The organism is Cylindrospermopsis curvispora GIHE-G1, assembly GCF_014489415.1.
Lineage (GTDB): Bacteria > Cyanobacteriota > Cyanobacteriia > Cyanobacteriales > Nostocaceae > Raphidiopsis > Raphidiopsis curvispora_A.
Map to the genome: position 1 here is coordinate 1304154 of NZ_CP060822.1, position 22020 is coordinate 1326173.

The 22020-nt window shown below is 39.8% G+C and carries 21 protein-coding genes and 1 pseudogene; 14 read left to right on the forward strand and 8 right to left on the reverse strand.

Annotated elements, in window-relative coordinates; all coding sequences use genetic code 11:
* The first annotated feature begins 39 nt into the window (after positions 1-39).
* Complete coding sequence (locus tag IAR63_RS06085) at positions 40-1014, forward strand: sucrase ferredoxin (protein WP_187706949.1); 975 nt, start codon at positions 40-42, stop codon at positions 1012-1014.
* 25 nt (positions 1015-1039) lie between these two features.
* On the opposite strand, the gene IAR63_RS06090 is transcribed toward IAR63_RS06085, so the two are convergent.
* A complete protein-coding gene (locus IAR63_RS06090) occupies positions 1040-1888 on the reverse strand; it encodes a M48 family metalloprotease (protein ID WP_187706950.1) in 849 nt (282 codons plus the stop codon).
* Positions 1889-2058: 170 nt separating this feature from the next.
* On the opposite strand from IAR63_RS06090, the gene crcB reads away from it, so the two are divergent.
* Positions 2059-2454, forward strand: a complete 396-nt coding sequence (gene crcB / locus IAR63_RS06095; RefSeq protein WP_187706951.1) for a fluoride efflux transporter CrcB — start codon at positions 2059-2061, stop codon at positions 2452-2454.
* A 56-nt stretch (positions 2455-2510) separates the two neighbouring features.
* Positions 2511-2897 (forward strand): DUF3110 domain-containing protein, encoded by a 387-nt coding sequence (locus IAR63_RS06100; protein ID WP_187706952.1) that lies wholly within the window; start codon positions 2511-2513, stop codon positions 2895-2897.
* An 89-nt stretch (positions 2898-2986) separates the two neighbouring features.
* On the opposite strand, the gene bchB is transcribed toward IAR63_RS06100, so the two are convergent.
* Complete coding sequence (gene bchB, locus IAR63_RS06105; protein WP_187706953.1) at positions 2987-4513, reverse strand: ferredoxin:protochlorophyllide reductase (ATP-dependent) subunit B; 1527 nt, start codon at positions 4511-4513, stop codon at positions 2987-2989.
* 268 nt (positions 4514-4781) lie between these two features.
* Here bchB and IAR63_RS06110 point away from each other — a divergent pair, with 268 nt between their 5' ends.
* The 5 genes from IAR63_RS06110 to IAR63_RS06130 all read left to right on the forward strand — a co-directional run bounded on the left by IAR63_RS06110 (position 4782) and on the right by IAR63_RS06130 (position 10322).
* Complete coding sequence (locus IAR63_RS06110) at positions 4782-5120, forward strand: hypothetical protein (RefSeq protein ID WP_187706954.1); 339 nt, start codon at positions 4782-4784, stop codon at positions 5118-5120.
* A 128-nt stretch (positions 5121-5248) separates the two neighbouring features.
* On the forward strand, positions 5249-5674 hold the full coding sequence (locus IAR63_RS06115) for a VOC family protein (protein WP_187706955.1): 426 nt from the start codon (positions 5249-5251) through the stop codon (positions 5672-5674).
* Between the two features lie 98 nt (positions 5675-5772).
* A complete protein-coding gene (acnB, locus tag IAR63_RS06120) occupies positions 5773-8337 on the forward strand; it encodes a bifunctional aconitate hydratase 2/2-methylisocitrate dehydratase (RefSeq protein ID WP_187706956.1) in 2565 nt (854 codons plus the stop codon).
* A 298-nt stretch (positions 8338-8635) separates the two neighbouring features.
* The gene (locus tag IAR63_RS06125; protein WP_187706957.1) at positions 8636-9322 is read left to right on the forward strand and encodes a PHP domain-containing protein; all 687 of its coding nucleotides are present in this window, start codon (positions 8636-8638) and stop codon (positions 9320-9322) included.
* A gap of 118 nt (positions 9323-9440) precedes the next feature.
* Positions 9441-10322, forward strand: coding sequence for a DUF5895 domain-containing protein (locus IAR63_RS06130; protein ID WP_187706958.1), 882 nt, complete (start codon positions 9441-9443; stop codon positions 10320-10322).
* On the opposite strand, the gene mltA is transcribed toward IAR63_RS06130, so the two are convergent.
* From mltA to IAR63_RS06150, 4 genes are all read right to left on the reverse strand, one after another.
* The gene (mltA, locus tag IAR63_RS06135) at positions 10319-11605 is read right to left on the reverse strand and encodes a murein transglycosylase A (protein WP_187706959.1); all 1287 of its coding nucleotides are present in this window, start codon (positions 11603-11605) and stop codon (positions 10319-10321) included. The two genes, IAR63_RS06130 and mltA, sit on opposite strands and share 4 nt — an antisense overlap.
* A 95-nt stretch (positions 11606-11700) precedes the next feature.
* On the reverse strand, positions 11701-12153 hold the full coding sequence (locus IAR63_RS06140) for a helix-turn-helix domain-containing protein (RefSeq protein ID WP_187706960.1): 453 nt from the start codon (positions 12151-12153) through the stop codon (positions 11701-11703).
* A gap of 172 nt (positions 12154-12325) precedes the next feature.
* Positions 12326-13096: a hypothetical protein gene (locus IAR63_RS06145; protein ID WP_187706961.1), complete on the reverse strand. Its 771-nt coding sequence runs from the start codon at positions 13094-13096 to the stop codon at positions 12326-12328.
* 529 nt (positions 13097-13625) lie between these two features.
* Positions 13626-14075, reverse strand: coding sequence for an NADAR family protein (locus IAR63_RS06150; protein WP_187706962.1), 450 nt, complete (start codon positions 14073-14075; stop codon positions 13626-13628).
* Between the two features lie 196 nt (positions 14076-14271).
* On the opposite strand from IAR63_RS06150, the gene IAR63_RS06155 reads away from it, so the two are divergent.
* The 4 genes from IAR63_RS06155 to IAR63_RS06170 are packed head-to-tail and all read left to right on the forward strand — an operon-like array spanning position 14272 to position 18328.
* A complete protein-coding gene (locus IAR63_RS06155; protein WP_187706963.1) occupies positions 14272-14907 on the forward strand; it encodes a DUF4129 domain-containing protein in 636 nt (211 codons plus the stop codon).
* A 3-nt stretch (positions 14908-14910) separates the two neighbouring features.
* Positions 14911-16029 (forward strand): DUF4350 domain-containing protein, encoded by a 1119-nt coding sequence (locus tag IAR63_RS06160; RefSeq protein ID WP_187706964.1) that lies wholly within the window; start codon positions 14911-14913, stop codon positions 16027-16029.
* 27 nt (positions 16030-16056) lie between these two features.
* The gene (locus IAR63_RS06165) at positions 16057-17007 is read left to right on the forward strand and encodes an AAA family ATPase (RefSeq protein ID WP_187706965.1); all 951 of its coding nucleotides are present in this window, start codon (positions 16057-16059) and stop codon (positions 17005-17007) included.
* Position 17008: 1 nt separating this feature from the next.
* Positions 17009-18328, forward strand: coding sequence for a DUF58 domain-containing protein (locus IAR63_RS06170; RefSeq protein ID WP_187706966.1), 1320 nt, complete (start codon positions 17009-17011; stop codon positions 18326-18328).
* A 59-nt stretch (positions 18329-18387) separates the two neighbouring features.
* On the opposite strand, the gene IAR63_RS06175 is transcribed toward IAR63_RS06170, so the two are convergent.
* Together IAR63_RS06175 and IAR63_RS06180 are read right to left on the reverse strand one after the other, a co-directional pair.
* Positions 18388-19305 carry a DNA adenine methylase gene (locus tag IAR63_RS06175; protein ID WP_187706967.1) on the reverse strand — a complete coding sequence of 306 codons (918 nt, stop codon included), beginning with the start codon at positions 19303-19305 and terminating at the stop codon, positions 18388-18390.
* 84 nt (positions 19306-19389) lie between these two features.
* Positions 19390-19878: a DUF7004 family protein gene (locus tag IAR63_RS06180; protein ID WP_187706968.1), complete on the reverse strand. Its 489-nt coding sequence runs from the start codon at positions 19876-19878 to the stop codon at positions 19390-19392.
* Between the two features lie 88 nt (positions 19879-19966).
* Here IAR63_RS06180 and IAR63_RS06185 point away from each other — a divergent pair.
* Together IAR63_RS06185 and psbA are read left to right on the forward strand one after the other, a co-directional pair.
* A pseudogene (locus tag IAR63_RS06185) lies at positions 19967-20311 on the forward strand (ATP-binding protein); the annotation flags it as partial.
* A 568-nt stretch (positions 20312-20879) separates the two neighbouring features.
* Entirely contained in the window at positions 20880-21962 is a 1083-nt protein-coding gene (gene psbA / locus IAR63_RS06190) for a photosystem II q(b) protein (protein WP_006277031.1), read from the forward strand.
* Positions 21963-22020: the final 58 nt, after the last annotated feature.

Sequence of the window (22020 nt, forward strand, 5' to 3'; positions counted from 1 at the left end):
CTCCCATGACTAACTTAAAAAATAATTGCTAAAGGTAACATGAAAAATTTTTTTTGCTCGGACTACTCACGACAAATAGGAGAAGAAATAATTGGTAGCGCAACCAACTACCAAACTTATGTTTTGGTAGAGTGTCCACCTCCTTGGATATCAGAAGCATTTGGCTCCAAATGGGTGCCTAGTAACCTGCAATTGCTAAACAGAGAGTTACAAAGTAAGAAACTACCAGTTAGATTTTTATTGATTGCCAAGGAAGATTCCCATAAAAATCAAGAAACCACATTGCTGATCTATCATAAACCCCAGGGTTTAACAAAAAGTTATATTAAGCGAGAATTTAAGTTGCCGAATATTGATTTAGTAGAGGGAGAAATAAGAAAATGGTTGGCGGGTAAAAACAGTGATTACGAAATACAAAATAAATTTACTAGGGATATTCTTATCTGTACCCATGGCAGTCATGACCAATGTTGTGCTAGGTATGGCAACCCCTTTTATTTTCACGCCCAGAAGACAATTATGGAATTGCAATTAGAGGAAGTGAGAATTTGGAGATCTAGTCATATTGGTGGACATCGTTTCGCCCCTACAGCTATAGATTTACCGGAAGCTAGATACTATGGACTATTGGATCAACAGTCCTTGGAAGCGATTTTATGTCGTGCTGGAGACATTAAAATTCTAGATAGGGTCTATCGTGGGTGGGGTCTTCTACCACCAGCATTACAGGTTTTAGAGAGGGAAATAATTTATATTCAGGGATGGGATTGGTTTAATAACAAGGTGTCAGGAAGAGTGTTAGAACAGAGTATGGACAATAATACAGTGTTAGCAGAACTAAGTTATGAAAATTCTGCTGGTTGTTTATATACTCTTCAAGCCAAACTTATCAAAGATACGGTCAAAACCCGAATCTTCAAAACTTCTTGTCATGCAACAGAAGAGTCATTAGTTGTTAAGTATGCTGTTGACAACCTCTATGCTAAGTCCACAGAGGTTGTATCTGCGCTTTAGAGTTTCTTAAAAATTTATGAGAAAATTAATTCTCTAATTGTAACAGCGCTTGCACACGGGACTGGGTTGATGGATGACTAGAGAATAAATTAGCCAAAAACTGTCCAGAAATAGGACTGATAATTAATAATGGCTCAAAAGCTGGATTAGCATCCAAAGGTGTTTCTCTAGCATTTGCTTCTAATGTTTGTAAAGCTCGAGCTAGAGCTCTGGGATTTCCTGTTATTTTAGCAGCACCAGCATCAGCGGAAAATTCTCTGGTGCGAGAAATTGCCAACTGTATAATTGTTGCTGCTAGGGGTGCCAACATAACTGTCAATAACACTCCCAAGGGATTTCCTCCCCTGTTGTTGTCCCTTGAACCACCGCCAAACCAAAGACTATAACTCAACATTTGTGCCAGCAAGGAAATTGCACCAGCAACCGTAGCAGCTACAGCTTGAGTTAGAGTATCCCTATTAACTATGTGGGTGAGCTCATGAGCAATTACTCCTTCTAATTCCTCTTCCGGTAAAATATTTAAGATTCCTTCTGTCACTGCAACTGCTGCATGTTCTGGATCTCTACCAGTAGCAAAAGCATTAGCAGTATAAGTAGGCACAATATACAACTTAGGCATAGGTATATTGGCGCGGCTTGATAATTTTGCTACCATACGATAAAGACCGGGTAACTGGGCTTCACTCACTGGCTGAGCATTATATACCGCTAAGGCAATTTTATCTGATTGATACCAGGAGAATAGGTTGGTAATTGCTGCTAAACCAATCCCCAGGATTATTCCACCACTACCACCTATGATCCAATAACTAATAGCAATTAATAATCCACTCAGAGCTGCTAATAGAGCAAGAGTCTTGAATTGATTTCCCATAGTTTGATCTCCCAGTTGTACAATGAAACTTATGCGTGTAGTAACTTTACATAAATGATAGAATAAAACCAATCACTGGCTGTAATTTAGTTTTATCCCATGGCAATATAATGTACAATGATGAAAACCTCTCCTGAAAGTACGGATTTCTCAATCTTAATGAGAATGCTATGTTACAAGATCTCACTCTCCGTCAATTATTAGCCATTAGTTTAGGAGCGATCGCTGGTGCTTTGGCTCGTTATTATTTAACCTTTTGGTTGACGCTGAAATTGGGTACAAATTTTCCCTATGGGACATTTTTTATTAATCTTAGTGGTTGTGCAGCAATGGGGTTTTTTACCGGTTGGATGGGACAAAAAACCATAGTTTCACAGGAGGTAAGGTTAATGATCTCCACGGGCTTTTTAGGCGCATATACAACTTTTTCTACATATAGTTTAGAGTCCCTAGCCTTAGTTCAGGGGGGAGATTTTTTCAAGGCCATTTTTTATTGGTTAGGTAGTGCAGTTTTAGGGGTTACTAGCTTATACTTGGGTATAGCATTTGCTCGTTATTTACTGTAGTATGGAATCCGGGACCTGATGGAAATAAAATAAAGAGAAAATTTCCAGGATGAACTATGGGCGTCTTTGTACTAATTTTTAATGCTGGCACAGATAATGAAGGAATTCATTCCATTTTAGTGGGTAATCGTAATACAATTATGATGTTTGAATCACAAGACGATGCAACTCGCTTCGCTTTGATGTTAGAGGCCCAGGATTTCCCCATGGCTAAAGTTGAAGAGATGGATCAACAGGAGATCGAGGAATTTTGTCGAGAGTATGGCTTTGACTGGCAATTTGTACCGGAAGATAGCAGTGTTTTGATTACCCCTCCACAAAAAAATGTGGAGAAAACAGATTGGGAACAGGGTAATTCCAGTAAAAAGACTAAGGAGGAACAACAGGAAATCTCTAATTCTGAACTAGATAGTATTCGTCGGCGATTGGAAGGGTTATTATAGACAATTTACAATTATGGCGATCGCATCTTTTTTCTCAATACTTTAAATAATGCGATCGCCTGAACTATGCTAGAAAGCGGGGAGTTCGACTAAGCTCCCACAGACTCCTTAGCTGCATATAGCACTTCTGCTGAAATATCTTTAAATCCCCGTTCGCGGGCAAACTTTTCCGTATTTCGTTTCACCTTACCTCGGACAAAACCAGGAATTTTGTTCAATTCAGCCAACCCATCTTTTGTCCAATTTAAATCAGATTCCGCAGAAATTCCCTTAGTAATTACCTCCTTAGTATCATGACCACCGAAAATTTCTAACAGGTGATCTTCCATTCCCAGGGTGAAGGAGTTATAAATTAAATCGGTCAGTTGGTTTGTCCCTTCATAACCCATAAATGGTTTGTAACCTATGGGGAAATTTTGTACGTGAATAGGAGCTGCGATAACTCCACAGGGAATATTTAAACGTTTACCTACGTGACGTTCCATCTGAGTGCCAAAAATTGCTGCAGGTTCCACCCGGGCGATCGCATCTCCGATGGATCCGTGATCATCTGTAATGAGAACCTCATCACAATATTCACTGACCTGTGCTTTAAACCAGTCAGCATCGTATTTACAATAAGTGCCCGACCAGACCACATGAATACCCATTTCCCTGGACAGAATTTTGGTCATTGCTGCTGCGTGGGTACTATCACCGAAAACCACCGCCTTTTTACCGGTTAAATTCTGACAGTCAATAGAGCGAGAAAACCAAGCAGCTTGGGATACATACAGAGTTTGTTCGTTGATGAATTCCTCATAATCAACATTGGCGCCTTGTTGATTAATTATTTGTTGAATTTGACGAATACATCTAGCAGTTTCTACCACACCCATAGGAGTAATATCCACATAGGGGGTGGCAAATTCTTCCTGTAAATAATTAGCAGTTAATAGACCCAATTCCCGATAGGGAACCAAGTTAAACCAAGCCTTTGGCAGATTCTTCAACTCATGGACTGAAGCTCCTTCAGGAATGACCGCATTTACCTCAATACCCAAATCAGCCATTAATTTTTTCAACTCGGTGCAATCATGATTATTATGAAATCCCAAAGTAGAAATACCAATAATATTCACCGACGGTCTTTCAGTTTTACCAGTTGGCAATTCCTCTTTTTTCCGAGCCTTTTCTATGTAATATTTAACAATTTGATGTAAAGTTCTGTCCGCTGCTTGTAGCTCATTTACACGATAATGATTAACATCTGCTAACAACACATCCCCTTTAGCATCCATTTGAGCACGGTCTACAAAGTTTTGTAGATCCTCCTGTAAAATACTAGAAGTGCAAGTAGGAGTCAAAACTATTAAATCCGGGTGTTCTTCCGCATCCTTACGAGTGATATTTTCTACTACTTTCTCCTGAGAACCACGAGCCAAAACATTCCGGTCTACAATACTAGCTGTAACCGGTGTAAAATCGCGTTCTCTGGATAACATAGAACGCATAACATTAAAATAATCATCACCCAAAGGAGCATGCATAATCGCATGAACATTTTTAAAAGAACTAGCTACTCTTAGGGTGCCAATGTGGGCAGGTCCTGCATACATCCAGTAAGCTAATTTCATTCAGTCTTCTCCTGTAACAAGTTAAAGAACCTAAACCAAAGAACCTATAATCCAAGCTCAATCACTATGGGTGGTAAGTAGGTACTAGGATCGTTTATTAAATTGGTTCTATTTTCTCAAACTCCAGCTCTAGAAACAAATAAGATTTATTACGATGGAACTGGGAATTACCTGATAAATCAGGGGAGCATCAAAAAATGTAACTAGAATGTAAAATTGTTGTTAAAGAATCAAACTTGTATTGGAATCGAAGACAGGAGAGCTTGCCATGTTTGGATTTATCAAAAATTTAATTGCCGGCATTTTGAGCTTTATTAGTGGAATATTCGGCAAAAAGGACGAATATTACTTAGAGCTTAAAGAAGAAAATGAACCAACCACAGTAGTACCAGCAACACCGGTAGTTAAGGTAGAATCGGTGGTAACACCCAAGGTAGAATCAGTTCCAGTACCAGCAGCAAAACCGGTGGAAAAACCAGTAGTAGCAAAGGAAACTACCTTTGCACCCCAATACCTGCTCACCCTAACTTCCCGAGCACGTCGTCGTCCTGGTGCCAACATGAGTGGTTTTATGGACATGGCCCGTGAAGCTAAAGTCCCCAGTTAGTAAGCTGGTAGTAAGCTGGGGTTAATAGTTGAATCTTTGCTACTATGACCCCACTACTTCTAATCAGAACGCCTGCACTCAATTTTTCCCATCAACCCCGTCTAAAGCTATAATATGCATTGGCAACTATGAAAACTATATTTCACTTAGCATTTCCCGTGGGTGATATTTCTCAGACTAAAGGCTTTTATATTGACGGATTAGGCTGCATAGCTGGTCGAGAAAACCCCCATGCTTTAATCCTTAATCTTTATGGACATCAACTAGTAGCACATATCACCAAACAACCCTTAACACCTCAAAAGGCCATTTATCCTAGGCATTTTGGTTTAGTGTTTACCCAAGAAGAAGATTGGCAAGAACTCCTAGAACGTGCCAAAACTAAAGAGTTGAATTTTAGAGAAGAACCAAAAAATCGCTTTGTCGATTCTCCCCTAGAACACCGAACTTTTTTCTTGGAAGACCCATTCCATAACATCATGGAGTTTAAATACTACCGCTACCCGGAAGCAATCTTCGGTAGTTCTCAATATACAGGTATAGGTGACACTTAAATGCGGAGCATTTTTTAGGTGGTGGTTAACGGTTTATCCAATCTTTATCCTGAAATAGGTTAAAATAGGAGCAATAACAGCAAAAAAGGGAACTTGGCATGTTAGCAGAATACCAACGACACACTCAAGAACGGGGAAAATTAGGTATACCCCCATTACCACTAGATGTGGAACAAACATCTCAACTATGTGAATTACTTAAAAATCCCCCCCCAGGACAAGAAGAGCTATTATTACATTTATTACGGGACCGCATTCCCCCAGGAGTAGACCAATCAGCCTATATTAAAGCTGGGTTCCTCACCGCTATTGCTAAACAAGAAATTACCAGTCCTTTAATTTCTCCTCTCACCGCAGTGGAACTGCTGGGAACCATGGTAGGAGGTTATAACGTACAGTCATTAATTAACTTACTCTCCTCACCAGTAGCTAGATCTGCAGCAATAGCTCTAAGTAAAATTCTACTTGTATATGATTCATTCAATGATGTATTAGAACTGTCCCAGACTAATTCCTATGCTAAACAGGTCATAGACTCCTGGTCCGCAGGAGAATGGTTCACCTCCCGTCCTACCCTAGCAGACAAAATTACGGTTGCAGTTTTCAAGGTTCCAGGAGAAACCAACACCGATGATTTATCACCCGCTACCCACGCCACAACCCGTCCTGATATTCCCCTGCACGCCTTGGCAATGTTGGAAACCAAACAACCAGGAAGCTTAAAAACTATCGCCCAACTTAAACAAACAGGATATCCCATAGCATACGTCGGAGATGTGGTAGGTACAGGTTCATCACGTAAATCGGCAATCAACTCCGTATTATGGCACATAGGCAATGATATCCCCTTTGTTCCCAACAAAAGAGCAGGTGGTTATATTTTAGGCGGTGCGATCGCCCCTATATTTTTCAACACAGCTGAGGATGCGGGTGCACTACCAATCCAGTGTGATGTAACTCAAATGGAAACGGGTGACATTATTACCATTTACCCTTACCAGGGTGAAATCACCAAAGAGGGAAAAATCATTGCCACCTTCAATTTAAAACCGGACACAATTTTAGATGAAGTTCGCGCTGGTGGAAGGATACCTCTGTTGATTGGACGCACTCTCACGGATAAGACTAGACAAGCATTAGGTTTAGGACCCAGTGATTTATTTATTCGTCCCCAACTACCAAAAGATACAGGTAAGGGTTACACCCTAGCACAAAAAATGGTTGGTAGAGCTTGTGGTCTACCAGGTGTGCGACCAGGTACTTCCTGTGAACCAATTATGACCACAGTTGGTTCCCAAGATACTACAGGACCAATGACCAGGGATGAATTGAAAGAACTTGCTTGTTTAGGTTTCAGTGCGGATCTGGTAATGCAAAGTTTTTGCCATACCGCAGCATACCCTAAACCAGTAGATGTGAAAACCCATCAGGAACTACCGGACTTTTTTGCATCCCGTGGAGGTGTAGCTCTTCGTCCGGGAGATGGGATTATTCACTCCTGGTTGAACCGGATGTTATTACCAGATACGGTGGGAACTGGTGGAGACTCCCACACTCGTTTCCCTTTGGGTATATCTTTCCCCGCTGGTTCAGGACTGGTTGCATTTGCAGGTGCTTTGGGTGTAATGCCTTTAGATATGCCTGAATCAGTTTTGGTCAGATTTAAAGGAGAATTACAACCAGGAGTAACTCTGAGGGATATTGTTAATGCTATTCCCTACGTTGCTATCCAAAAGGGACTATTAACTGTGGAGAAGAAGAACAAGAAAAATATCTTCTCTGGTAGAATTATGGAAATTGAAGGATTACCAGATTTAAAAGTGGAGCAGGCTTTTGAATTGACCGATGCTTCAGCAGAACGCTCTTGTGCTGGTTGTACTATCAAACTAAGTGAAGAAACAATTGCTGAATACTTACGTTCTAATATTGCCCTGTTAAAAAATATGGTAGCCCGAGGTTATGGTGATGGGCGCACCATTATGAGACGAGTGGCAAAAATGGAAGCATGGTTGGCTAACCCCATACTTTTGGCAGCAGATCCAGATGCAGAATATGCAGAAGTAATTGAAATTAATTTAAACGACATCAAGGAACCTATTGTCGCAGCTCCTAACGATCCTGACAATGTTAAATTATTATCGGCAGTTGCTAATGATCCAGTGCAGGAAGTATTTGTGGGCTCTTGTATGACCAATATTGGACATTATCGCGCCACCGCCAAGGTCTTGGAAGGTGCAGGTCAAGTAAAAGCCAGACTGTGGATAGCACCACCAACCAGAATGGATGAGTATCAATTAAAGCAAGAAAAGGTATATGATGTTTTTGTCAATGCCCAGGCAAGAACGGAAGTTCCCGGATGTAGCCTATGTATGGGAAATCAAGCAAGAGTAGAAGATAATACAACTGTATTTTCTACATCAACCCGCAATTTTAATAATCGCATGGGTAATGGTGCACAAGTATATTTAGGTTCAGCTGAGTTAGCGGCAGTTTGTGCTTTATTGGGACGTATTCCCACAGTAGATGAGTATATGTCCATTGTGCTCGAAAAAATTAACCCCTTTGCCGATAACTTGTATCGCTACTTGAATTTTGATCAAATTACCGGTTTTGAAGATCAAGGTAGGGTGATTAGCAAGGAACAGCAAGCTACTTTGATTTGACACGGTCACCGACGTTCTACGTCGGTGATTGTTGACAAAATTATTTAAGAGTATTAGTGTGTCCTTATACAACTAATCAGAAATACTGATGAATTTTTACGGCAAAAATTTGCCAGCTTTGTTATTATTCATAATAAATCATCCGCCCGGTTAAAAAGTAGTTTAAGATACTAGCTTAACCTGTGAGTGGTTTATTCTTGTTTGGGTTTTAGCAAAGATTCAGTGTAAAATTCCGATAGTCAAGTAAGTGTGGCCTGCTGGTTTAGTCAAAATTATAGATTGTTGATCACAGAGAGTTATGGTTGTAAATTTTGCCCGGACTACTGCTGGTACAGAATACCTGAGACGAGTCTTCCAAGGACTTAATAGACAAAGCTGTCCCAAATTGTTCAACTTTCATGCGCACACGGTATTTTCCGATGGTAAATTGCATCCCCATATACTTATGAAACAGGCGATCGCCATTGGGTTAAAGGGCTTGGCCATTACAGATCATCATAGTATTGAAGGATATGAGAAGGCAAAAAATTGGTTAGAAGAATGGCAATGGCATCATCCTTTTAGTCCCGTACCCTATCTATGGAGTGGGGTAGAAATTAGTGCCAAACTATTGGATGTAGACGTACATATTTTAAGTTATAGCTTTGATGTGGAACACTATGGGATGAGACCCTATTTACAGCGCGAAGTAGCTACGGGAAAAGATTACGAAGCAATGAATGTGATCGCGGCTGTTCACGACGCTGGAGGACTAGCTGTACTTGCCCATCCAGCTCGTTATAAGAAATCACACTTTGAACTAATACCCAAAGCAGTGGAGTGTGGTATTGATGGAGTAGAGTCTTTTTATGCTTACAAAAATCCCACCCCCTGGGAACCGTGTCCTAAACTAACTGCTGAGGTACAAATGTTGGCAGAGGAGTATGGATTAATGAGTACCTGTGGGACAGATACCCATGGATTAAGTTTATTACAACGTTTGTAACTGAGATTTGGGAAAAATTGTTAAAATCTGATTTAGAAATTGCCATTGATATAAAAAAATGGTACAAATGGTAGTACAAAAGAAAACCCTGATAAATTAAACACTGGGATATTCTGCAATGATTACAGCAACTGCTAATAGCAAGTTCGACTTTGAAGATGAAAAATTTAATGCCCCACCCTCCCAAGTTCTCCCTTGGTGTCAAATGATCAATCCTCGCTATGGAGAGGACGGGTTGCAAAGTTACGGTTTGGCTATTAAACAAGACAATGCCCAAGCTGTAGGTTTCAAACCGGATGATAATTGGCAAGAGATAGAATACGAATTTGGATCTGGGGATGTGGATACGGTCTACATCACCACCACTCCTAGGTTGGTGATTATCCGTAGGGGACCTTTGTCAGTGCAGGACCGAGAAACAAAAATTAGGTTAGGTACTTTCAAGGACTACAAAGATGATTTTTTAGCTAATAAACTTAAATTTAAAATCTATACTCGCCATCTGATTTTTCTAGTTGGTGAAAATAAAAAGTTTTTACACCATTCACCTTTACAATTGACTCTAAGTGGGGTGTCAGGTGCTAGTTTTGGTAAGAGTTATGCCGAATATCAACAAGGTAAACTCTCCGGAGGTTTTGCAGGAGAATTAGAAAAGGCTTATGCTGGATTTCAGAAGAAATCCTTAGTTTCTAAAGGGTCTTTATTTCACGCCCATGGGATTTTTTGCCCCATCATTGAGTGTGAAGAAAGAGGTGTGGAACCAAATATTATTCCAGTGGCCTGTACGGTGGATTATAAACATCCTACCCCTTCTACCCTGACTGATTATATGATTGCCTCAGATTCCCCAGAATCCCAAATCATTTGTCGCACTTTTGAGGAATATAAAGAGTTCGGTAAGGAAGCAATAAAACCGGAAATTTCTAAGGGAGAAGTTCCCGGTGTTACAAGTTCCTATGTTTACGCTGATGATGAGGATTTTGCCTATCCTCCCTATTAATTCCCTTTGTTGACCTTTGGGCATGGGCCAGCTTTTGTCTCTTCCTTGAGCAGTAAGTAGTACAATGTACCGTTAGTACCCGTAACTCCAGCGCGATCGCCTGCTACTTTCCCAGTTCCCATGAAGTAGTCTACCCTACCGGGTCCTTTAATCGCACTACCCGTATCTTGGTCTAAGACAAATCTGTCTACCCGGCGGTTTTCCATTCTGTTGTTACCCACAACAAAGGGAAAAGAGCTATTGATTAACGCTAATGCGCCTGGAGGCATGAGGGACTTATCTGTAGCAATAGAACGCTCTGCAGTTACAGGAACGCTCAGACTACCTGTAGCTGGATTACCATTGGTTTCTCTAAAAAACACAAACCTTTCCCAACGGGGTAAGTAGTTATCCATTTCTAGGGGATTAGTACGGAAATAACTGAGTAATTGTGGCATGCTACCACCAGTTAGTTTACCATCTTTTACCAGTTCCCTACCTATACTCGTCCAGGGGTAGTCCGTACCCCCCGCAAAACCTATGGAGGTTCTTGTTCCATCAGTTAGTCTAATTTGGGCAGATCCTTGAATTTGAATGATGTATGGATCCAGGCGATCGCTAAACCACAGTAGTTCCAATCCGTTTAATTTGCCCTTACCCCCTTGTAAACCATCTTTACCCTCCAGGTCAACCCTTTTAGGATGGGGTTTTGTCCATTGTTTAAAATCTGGTGGAACCCTGTATATGGGATATTGATATATAGCTGTGCGTTCCCGACTAGCTACATATTCAGGTTCGTAATAAGCAGTAAATTTTACCGTACCATTGCCATCGTTACCTATAGACTGGTAGAAGACGAACTCGCGGTTCACAGCTGCTTGTAACTCTGCTGCTGACCGGGAATTTACAACCAGTTCCCTAAAACGTAATAAACTGCGACGCACCCTGTCTAAACTAATTTCCTTAATGGGATAGTTGGCGTATGCTTGAACTGCTCTATTAGTTCTTAGATAATTTAAACTCAGATCAATAGCATTTAATAAAGCCTGGCGATCGCCATTTTTTCCCCATAGTTGTTCATCCCAACCTAGGCATTTTTGAGAATTGCAGGCGCTTTCTGATGTGATTAGTTGTAGCGGTGGGACAACCGGAGGGGGAGTATTTACCTCTGGAGTATTGATCACAGGGACCTGTATGGGTATTGGTTTTGGACTCGGTGTGTTTTGAGCCACAACTGAAACTACGGGACTTGCGAGAGTAATTCCCAGACCCAAGAAAAAGAAACCAAGAGTTTTGATGATCATTTTTGCTGTGTGTACACCAGGAACAAAGTAATTATTACCAGTACCAATATAGCACTCCTCGGAAGTTGGTATATGATTTCCACAGATGGTAAGAATTATAATTGAGTAAGGGACCTAAAAGATGGAATATTTCGCAGCTTCTTTAAATATTCCCATCCTCTTTGGGGGTAAACTTTGCGATTCAACAATTTACTCATCCAGTTTGCCACCTTTGGTCCATTCCATAAACCGCCATCTTCAGGTGGTAATTGTAAAGTTTGCCGCAAAAGCTGTAGTTCTTGATTATTCAATAATCGTTTTGTCCCTTTGTTATTTCTTCTGAGATCACCTAGAATCTTTGGGCCATAAAGGTTATAACTACGAACCAACTCATAAATCCATGGCCTACCATATCCCGTTATTGCAGACACTTCTGTGGTGGTTTTTCCCGAGGCTAATAGCCATACAGTTTGATAATGAGTCCTTTCAATCTTATTTTGTGATTGCTGATAACGATTTTCCAGCTCTTGAACGGTTAAGTGAGACTCAATTAAAATATATTTTGGCATATCCCCCCTAGCAAAAAAGATGTCTATTCCTGTAGTTTTTATTGCACACAAGCTACAGTTTAAAAACCTCTGGAGGAGATTTAAGGGAGATTTGGTGGAAAATTCGTGGAGAATATCATGGTTCCCTGACAACTACCTCCTTTGGCTTTTAGCCAAAGGATTCCCAGGATATTTATCCAAAAAGTCTAAATCGTGAGAGTTTGCTTTCAATAGAAACAGTCAAAAATTGCTTAATCTCAGCTGCATCAGCAAATTCTGCTATATGCTCCGCACTTAAATCAAAGGGAAATTGTCCCTCCAATTCTGGACGATGGACATTTACAAACATAATTTGTTCCGTCCGCTTGTGTTCAAGCGCGTAACCTATTTCTATACAAACATTGGGACTGGGAATTAACTCAGAGAAATCTTTCCCCTCAATGCTAGTAATCGGTGTGGTATCAGCAATGAATAACAGACTTTTACGTATCTTCCGCATGATTGTGCGGTTTAATCTTAAAGGTTTATTTCTTGACCGGGATGATTCTATCAGTGTTAAGGGCACGCGGGACTTGCTATTTAAGGTTGTTATGGTTTCCTGTAGGTTCTCCCTAAATAGGTCACTGGACCTTGTATACTCGGTTTGAAATGAGAAAAAAATAGTTGGTTCTAACTGTGATAACAAACTTTGTTTTGTCAAGTAAATTTCATGACTAATCAAATCAACGTTAGCTACAGAATAACCACCACTACCCTCGATATAAAATTCTATGGAATCACCTTCCAAATACTGTTTAAACCAGGTTGCTGTTCTTACCTGGTCAGCATCCTCCAAAAAATCGGCCCGCAAACCAGACTTGAGCAAACTCTTCTTACTTAGACGAATGTCTGGAGGTCGTTTTTCCAACTCTGTAATTGGTTCATAATCCCGCACATACCACGCCCTGAGCGCAATTATTGACATAAATCGCTGTTGACATTATTGAAACTCCCTGCGATCGCTAATTATATCACAAAAATAGGGTTGGCTGCTGTTCGACAATTTCTGGACATAGCTAGACATTCCTTTTTGTTTGGGTACTTTTTCAGGCATAACTGTAACCGTCTTTGCGATGAATAGGCTTTTCGATAAAAAGTTATATCCACACGTCGCAACACCCAACATCTACCGACTTGGTGATTCCCTGCTTTTGTTGATCCTATCCAGGGATGTGCCTGCTTCCACCACCTTGAGCTACAAGGAATGAATACTGGCCACACTACCCCCTGTGTTACTAACTTGAGGGAATACAAGCACTCGCGTTGGGTGTTGTGTTGTTCAGACGAGACAGATTGTAATTCAACAGCGTTTTCAACCTCTTACTACTTTTTGACTCTAACTCTAGCTGTTCGATCTGCCAGGGAAGCCTCTTTTTTGACTTCAACTATAGAATAACACCTTCAAATTAGAGTTACCAGAGATTTGCCATTTTTGTAACAAAACGTAATATTCTTCAATTCCTCGACCGAATTTGGTTGCGTATACCCATGAGAATTTTCCCGAGATGGTTTTCTCCCGTCTTATCAGCACCACAACCCCAGAAATAATCTATGGGTGAGTTTTCTACTAATGTTTCATCTCCCGTTCCTAACAAAACCTCCTGGATTGCCTGATGGCTCAGAAATTTCTGCCGAACTGCTGTTTTCATCACATCAATTTTAATCAAATTCCAGTCTGGACGTGATTTACGTGTTTCACATCTTCCTAAAGCAGCAGCCATTTCAGGAGTGGGAGCACTGCGAATTAGAGGTATAATGACATTGTCCTGGGTGTGAACAAACTTTTGCGACTGATAATAATGTTCAACAGTTGCCCAGTAAACACCCTCAATTTCAATCGGATGGGGGGAAAAGTTGGAGAAACAGCCATAAGGTTCACAAACTTTGTAAAAATAAATAGTCATTTGAAAATTACTCCAAGCTGTTATTGATAAGTATTGACACGTAGCATTGATATATTACACCCAATTACAACCATAGCTACTCTCCAAAAAACTATATAGGTCAGGGGAGCGGAATTCATTCCCCACGCTTATATTTTCTCAGCTACTTGCTATACCTTCCCCACTCCTGTACAATTTTTCAAAAGTCAGTTGCAAGATGTCTATTAAAAATACGATAGTTATGGGCAATAATACTTGGGAAAAAACAACCTGGGAATGGGAATTATATTTGTTCAATCAGCGAATACAACAATGGTTAGAATACCAATATTCTCAACTTTTTAAAAACATCCCAGAAAATTCAAGATTCTCCATTAGTGAACAAATCCTGCAAATTCTACAAGTATTATTTTGGCTGATATTGGTTTTATTATTGGGTTGGGTAATTTGGCGTTTATGGCAAGAATTTTACCCGCAAATATATACCTGGTGGAAAAACCTCAGTTCCCCCTTTGGTCATCCCTGGGTCCCTGATTCTCCTCCTCAGCTCTCCAGCAATTTCCTATTGGCTAAATCTCAAGAGTTTTACCACCAGGGTGACTATCAAAAAGCCTGTCAGTTCCTATATTTTTCCATGCTGCAACAATTACACGAAAGAGCGATCGCCCTTCAACAACCAAGTCGCACCGATGGAGAATATTTACAACTACTCCTGCACACTGTTGCTTCCATTCAACCCTATGAGACTTTAATTACCACTCACGAGCAGTTATGCTTTAGTAACCACGAGGTTTCATCTGAAAATTATCAACACTGTCTTCAGTCCTATCAAGAATTATTCAACTCCCCTTAAATTATGCTCCTCCCTAAACGTCGACTTTATCTGGGTGCGATCGCTTTGGTAATGGTGATCTTGGTTATTTTCAGCTTTACTCCTAGTCAGAATATCAAAAATGGTTCTAGTTATAATCGCGGGCCAGAAGGCTATGCTGGTTGGTATGCTTTTATGCAAAATCAAGGGGTAAAGATCCAGCGATGGCAAAAGCCTTTTGTAGAAATTGAGTCAGAAACCAAACCAGTAACCTTGATTCAGGTCAATCCTGAATTAGTGCCAATCAACCTAAATTCGGTAGAAGGCAATTTTGAAGCTCAACAAATTAAATGGATAGGACAAGGTAACACATTAGTTATTCTAGGGATCAAACAACCATCAACAGCAGCAGAATTTACTACCTATCAAGAATCACCCTTGGGTAGAGTCAAGATTGACACTAGCAGAAGATATGTTGAACCCACCAAGGAAGAAGTTTTATTAGGAGATCGTTTTGGTGCTGTGGTTTGGCAGTGGAAATCTGGTAAAGGAAAAGTAATATTTGCCACTACTATCCATCTCGCTGCCAATGCTTACCAGGATGAGGGCAACTTTAGTTACTTAGCAAAATTAGTTACTGATGGTAGTGAAAAAATTCTTGTAGATGAATATATTCATGGATATAAAGATATTACTCAACACACTAATTATCAGACCAAGCAAGGAAATTTATTAGATTACTTCGCCAAGACTCCATTATTTCCAATGCTATTACAATTAAGTGTGGTAGCAATATTATTAATTTGGTCTGGCAATCGTCGTTTTGGTAGAGCCATCAAGTTAGATCTACCGCTTACAGAGAACAGTCAGGCTTATATTCAAGCATTAGCAGCAGTTTTACGCAAAGCCCAATCTAGTGATTTTGTTTTAGAAATGATTGGCAAAGAGGAGCAGTTGCAACTACAAAAGGTATTAGGAATGGGGAACACACCAGCAAACCAAGAGGATTTAATTAAAACTTGGCAACAACAAACTGGTAAAAGTCCAGCGGAGCTAGAAGAATTACTAAAACTACAGACCAGCAAACACCGTATTAGTGAAAAGAACCTGTTAAACTGGTTAGCTAAATGGCAAAGTCTACGGAAAAATCAATCCCTTATCTAAATTTACTTATAAAACAAAATTAAACACATGAGCATAACACATTCATCCGTAATTAACCTGGGAAAAGAAGTAAACAAGATTATTGTGGGACAATCAGGTTTAATCAAGCAATGTTTAATTGCATTCCTAGCGGGTGGTCACATAATTTTAGAGGGAGTTCCCGGAACTGGAAAAACTTTGTTGGTCAAGGTTTTGGCACAACTGATTCAAGGAGAGTTCAAAAGAATTCAACTGACACCAGATGTATTACCATCGGATATCACAGGTACGAATATTTTTGATTTAAACACCCGCAACTTCTATTTGAAGAAGGGTCCGGTTTTTACAGAAATCTTACTTGCTGATGAAATTAACCGCACCCCCCCAAAAACCCAAGCTGCATTGCTGGAAGCAATGGAAGAATTACAGGTGACTCTAGACGGTGAAAGTTGGCCATTACCCGATTTATTTTGGGTAGTTGCTACCCAAAACCCCCTAGAATTTCAAGGGACCTATCCCCTACCAGAAGCTCAATTGGATCGGTTTCTATTTAAACTAGTGGTAGGTTATCCGGATCAAATAGCAGAAAAACAAATGTTGTTTAACCGTCAATCTGGTTTTACAGGTAAGAGATTAGACATTGCTAATTTAAACTCAGTTATTAGTGTAGATGACATACTACAAGCTAGACAAGCTGTGAAACAGGTGAATGTAGCTGAAGCTGTAGTAGATTATATTCTGGAACTAGTGAGTAAGACCCGTAAACATCCCGATTTAGCCCTGGGCGCATCTCCCCGTGCTGCTGGAGCTTGGTTACAAACATCCCAAGCATGCGCTTGGCTTGCTGGTAGAGATTTTGTCACCCCCGATGATGTGAAAGCAGTTGCTGCTCCCCTATTACGTCACCGTCTGATTTTAAACCCAGAAGCAATGTTAGATGGCTCAAAAATTGATTCGGTCATAACTACTGTAATTAATCAGGTTCCTGTTCCTAGATAGTATGATTCCAGCTAAAAAAGTTTATTTCTTATTGGGTTTAGGAATAGTTATTTCACCCATTTTGTCCGTGATTGTGGGTATTTACCAGAGTATTACCTTTACCCTGTTATTTGATTTGGTGGTCATGGGACTGATGGTGATTGACTGCTTCAATATCAGAAGACATCGGGTGAAAATTAGTCGTCAACTACCTCTACGTTTATCTATTGGACGTGACAATTTAGTAATATTGAATGTAGAGTCTGGGAATGTCAATAGTGCTATTCAAATTCGTGATTACTATCCCACAGAATTTCCCGTATCCACATCTAACCTCACAGTTAACCTTCCCCCAAATCATACTCAGGAAGTAAAATACACCATTAGACCCAATCAACGAGGAGAATTTTGGTGGGGAAATATTCAAGTTCGACAATTGGGAAATTGGGCTCTGGGGTGGGACAATTGGCAAATTCCCCAAAAAACTATGGTTAAGGTATATCCTGATTTGTTAGGACTCAGATCCCTCGCTATTCGTTTAACCCTACAATCTTCTGGATCTATCACTAAATTGCGTCAACAGGGAATGGGAACGGAATTTGCTGAACTCCGTAATTACTGTATGGGGGATGACCTGCGGTTAATTCATTGGAAAGCCACAGCTAGACGTGCTTATGGAAATATGAGTCCCCTAGTAAAAGTGCTGAATCCAGAACAGGAACAAAACCTGCTTATATTATTAGACCGTGGTAGATTAATGACAGCTAAGGTACAAGGTTTAAAACGATATGATTGGGGTTTAAATACCACCTTGTCTTTGGCATTAGCAGGATTACAGAGGGGCGATCGCGTGGGGGTGGGGGTATTTGACTCTCAGATGCACACCTGGATACCTCCAGAACGAGGACAAAATCACCTCAATCAACTTATAGAAAGACTTACACCTATTGAACCAGTCTTAGTGGAGTCTGATTATTTAAATGCCATTACCTATGTGGTAAAACAACAGACTCGTAGATCCCTAGTAGTGTTAATTACTGATTTAGTGGATGTTACTGCTTCCCATGAACTACTAGTAGCGCTGTGTAAATTAGTGCCTCGATATCTACCTTTTTGTGTAACACTCAGGGATCCTCGGATTGATCAAATAGCTCAAACTTTTAGTCAAGACTTAACACAGGCTTATAATCGAGCTGTTTCTTTGGACTTGATATCACAAAGAGAAATTGCTTTTGCTCAGTTGAAACAACAGGGGGTTTTGGTGCTGGATGCACCAACAAATCAAATTTCCGAGCAGTTGGTGGAAAGGTACTTACAAATCAAAGCCAAAAATCAGATTTGACTCCTGGAATGACCCCTCCGTAACCAATTCTCATGAAAATGTATATAGAAATTGCTAATTTAGAAATTGCTAATTAGCAATTCAAACAATTCACCTCGACAATCACCTTTAGAATTAATATTCCGTCTGGCTTTCACTCGCTTAATATTGTAACCTTCATAAAGGTCATCAAAAAAAGTATTTTCATCATTAAAATTTTTAACATCTGAATTGCTCAAGATAAAATAATGTCCATTCATATGTATTTGATCGCAAAAATTTTTAAGTCTAAGTTGATCTTGGTCATTGAAATTTTCTAAAGAGTAGGATGTAAATGCAGAAGTATCATTAATGGGTTTATAAGGAGGATCCAAATAAAACAGGGTTGGCTCTTTGGCATATCTTATAGTTTCTGTAAAATCTCCCTGGAAAATTTTAACATTTTGTAAATGGTAATGGACCGAAATAATATTTTCTAGATTGCAAATTTTAGGTTGTTTATACTTGCCAAAAGGTACATTAAATTTACCTTTTTTATTAACTCGATATAAACCATTAAAGCAAGTTTTATTTAAAAACAGCATTAAGGCAGTTTTATTAACTAGGGAAAATTCACTATCCTCTTGATTAAACTCATCTCTTTTGGCTAAGTAAAATTGTTGTTTATTCTCAAGTGAGGTGAGATTATAATAAGTTTGTTCAATTTCTGCAAGCACCAAAACTAATTTCCTGTAATCCTCCTTTATTAGCTTGTAAGTACTTATTAAGTTTGAATTGATATCATTGATAATAATGTTATTTATTTGAGGAAAATTTGATAAAATATAAAATAATACTGCTCCTCCACCAACAAATGGCTCAATGTAAGTATAAGTATTATACTTGGATATATGATGACTAATCAGTTGATCAATTTCATTAATTAATTGAGTCTTACCACCTACCCATTTAAGAAACGGTTTAGGATTTTGTGCGAAAGCTGCATTAAATAAAGACATAAATATAAGGAATTCCTGGTTTAGGTGTTGCTAAAAAACTGCAATAAAAACTACTCCGCTTGATGTAGTCCACTTGCTTATTGTTCAAAAGCCCAATCCCTTCATGATTTCATCAAGCTCACGCCATTTTTTACCTTTGCTAAAATTTGCTGCAATTCTTGGTTCATATCCTAATTTGAGTAATTGATGCATACCTAATCGTTTAATCCTTTTTTTTAGTATTGCATATTGCTTGTTTTCTTCTGCAATCATTCCAGCATAGATAACTACAAACCATTGCTCCACTAACGCTTGATGTTCTACTCTGTAAGTTAAAACTAAGCTATCTATCAAACTTAAAACATTTTGGTCGATAATTTTGCTTGTTTTATTATAAGTCTCAACAAAATCATTATAAACTTTGTCCGTTTCATAATGTTTTGAAATGTTATTTAAGTAATCAAAGTAGTCTACATCAAAAGGTGCTTGTTTTGACCCATTTTGTTCAACAACATAAACACACCAAAAATCAAAGCTTCCTTTATCGAAAATTACTTGTCTGTTGTTTAGTAGCTGCTTGATTATTCTGCTCATAAAGCATTTTTTCTTTGCATTTGCCCAATTGCATGTAATGTTATACTAGCACACCATTCGACAAAACTTTCCCCTCAATGCTCTACCCGGGGTTGAACTAGAAATTGCTAACCCTATTTATCGAGAGATTTTACCTAAAACCTTATCCGCAGTGGCGATCGCCTCTTTAACTTCGGTGGAGCCCAACTGGTTAAATCCTAATGGTACACTCAACCCTCAAATCCTATTAGACTCTTTCTTAGAATTTTGGCGACAACATGGAGAACCACTACTAAAAAGTGCACCCTACCATGAGATTACTCACCATTTAGTATTAATGGCACTTTTACACCGAGTAGCAAATGATGGTGGCACGTTAGAACAAGAATATGCCATTGGTTCTGGAAGGATGGATATTTGTTTGCGCTGTGTCAAAATGGTAATGAGTATAAAAAACACGTATGCTTTGCCTTGAATAAGTGTAATCGCACTTATATTATAAGCTACAGCACAGCAATGAAAGTAAATCAACTGAGAACCAGTAGTTAGTAAATTTGGCAATGGTATTGCTTTACAGATGAAGCTTTAATCTTTACTTTAAGACAATTCGTTCGGGTTTTCTCCGTCGTCCCCAGCGGTTTTGGGATTACCACCTATGGGAGAGAGAATTAGTACGGAGGAAGCTATTATTCCAGGGGGACGCACTATTACCGTTATTCGCAGTTAGGGCGATTGCGAAGCACTCCCTATGGGAGATCGCCATTGTTGTTTAAATTATTAATGTTGGGTTTCCTAGCGTCAACCCAACCTACAAACTTAAAAACTCGTCTACATACATATAAAATACCTCCAGGAGGCGAAAACCCCTACCACATATAGGAAAATCCCTAATTGGCAAAATTATTAAAAATTTTGTAAAAACCCCTTTACAAAACTAAACATCTGTCTTAATATAAGTTCATAAGGTAGAAACACCTACCTGAACATACATAAACATCCGGTTAAACCGCATTTATAAAAACATGACCACTGCCATTCAACAGCGCCAAAGCGCTAACGTATGGGATCGCTTCTGTGAATTTATCACCAGCACCAACAACCGCCTTTATATTGGTTGGTTCGGCGTGTTAATGATCCCCACCCTTCTCGCAGCTACCACTTGCTTCATCATTGCTTTTATTGCTGCTCCTCCCGTGGACATCGACGGTATTCGCGAACCCGTAGCTGGTTCCTTGATGTACGGTAACAACATCATCTCCGGTGCTGTGGTTCCCTCCTCCAACGCTATTGGTTTGCACTTCTACCCCATTTGGGAAGCTGCATCCTTAGATGAATGGTTATACAACGGTGGTCCTTACCAACTAGTAATTTTCCACTTCTTGATTGGTGTAGCTTGCTACCTAGGTCGTGAATGGGAATTATCCTTCCGTTTAGGCATGCGCCCTTGGATTTGCGTAGCATTCTCCGCTCCTTTGGCAGCTGCTACCGCAGTATTTTTAATCTACCCCATCGGACAAGGTTCATTCTCTGATGGTATGCCTTTAGGTATCTCTGGAACCTTCAACTTCATGATTGTGTTCCAAGCAGAGCATAACATCCTCATGCACCCCTTCCACATGTTAGGAGTAGCAGGTGTATTCGGTGGTAGCTTGTTCAGCGCTATGCACGGTTCCTTGGTAACATCTTCCTTAGTAAGAGAAACAACTGAAACCGAGTCTCAGAACTATGGTTACAAGTTCGGACAGGAGGAAGAAACCTACAACATCGTAGCAGCACACGGTTACTTTGGTCGCTTGATATTCCAATATGCTTCATTCAACAACAGCCGTTCACTACACTTCTTCTTGGCAGCATGGCCAGTAGTAGGAATATGGTTTACAGCACTGGGTGTAAGCACCATGGCATTCAACCTGAATGGATTCAACTTCAACCAATCAATCATTGATTCTCAAGGTCGTGTAATAGGTACATGGGCGGATGTAATCAACCGCGCTAACCTAGGTATGGAAGTAATGCACGAGCGTAACGCCCATAACTTCCCCTTAGACCTAGCTGCTGGTGAAGTAGCACCTGTAGCATTAACCGCTCCCGCAATCAACGGTTAATAAGCAATCCTCGTAAATAGAAAGCTCCTCACCTGGTGGGGGGCTTTTTTTATGGCGT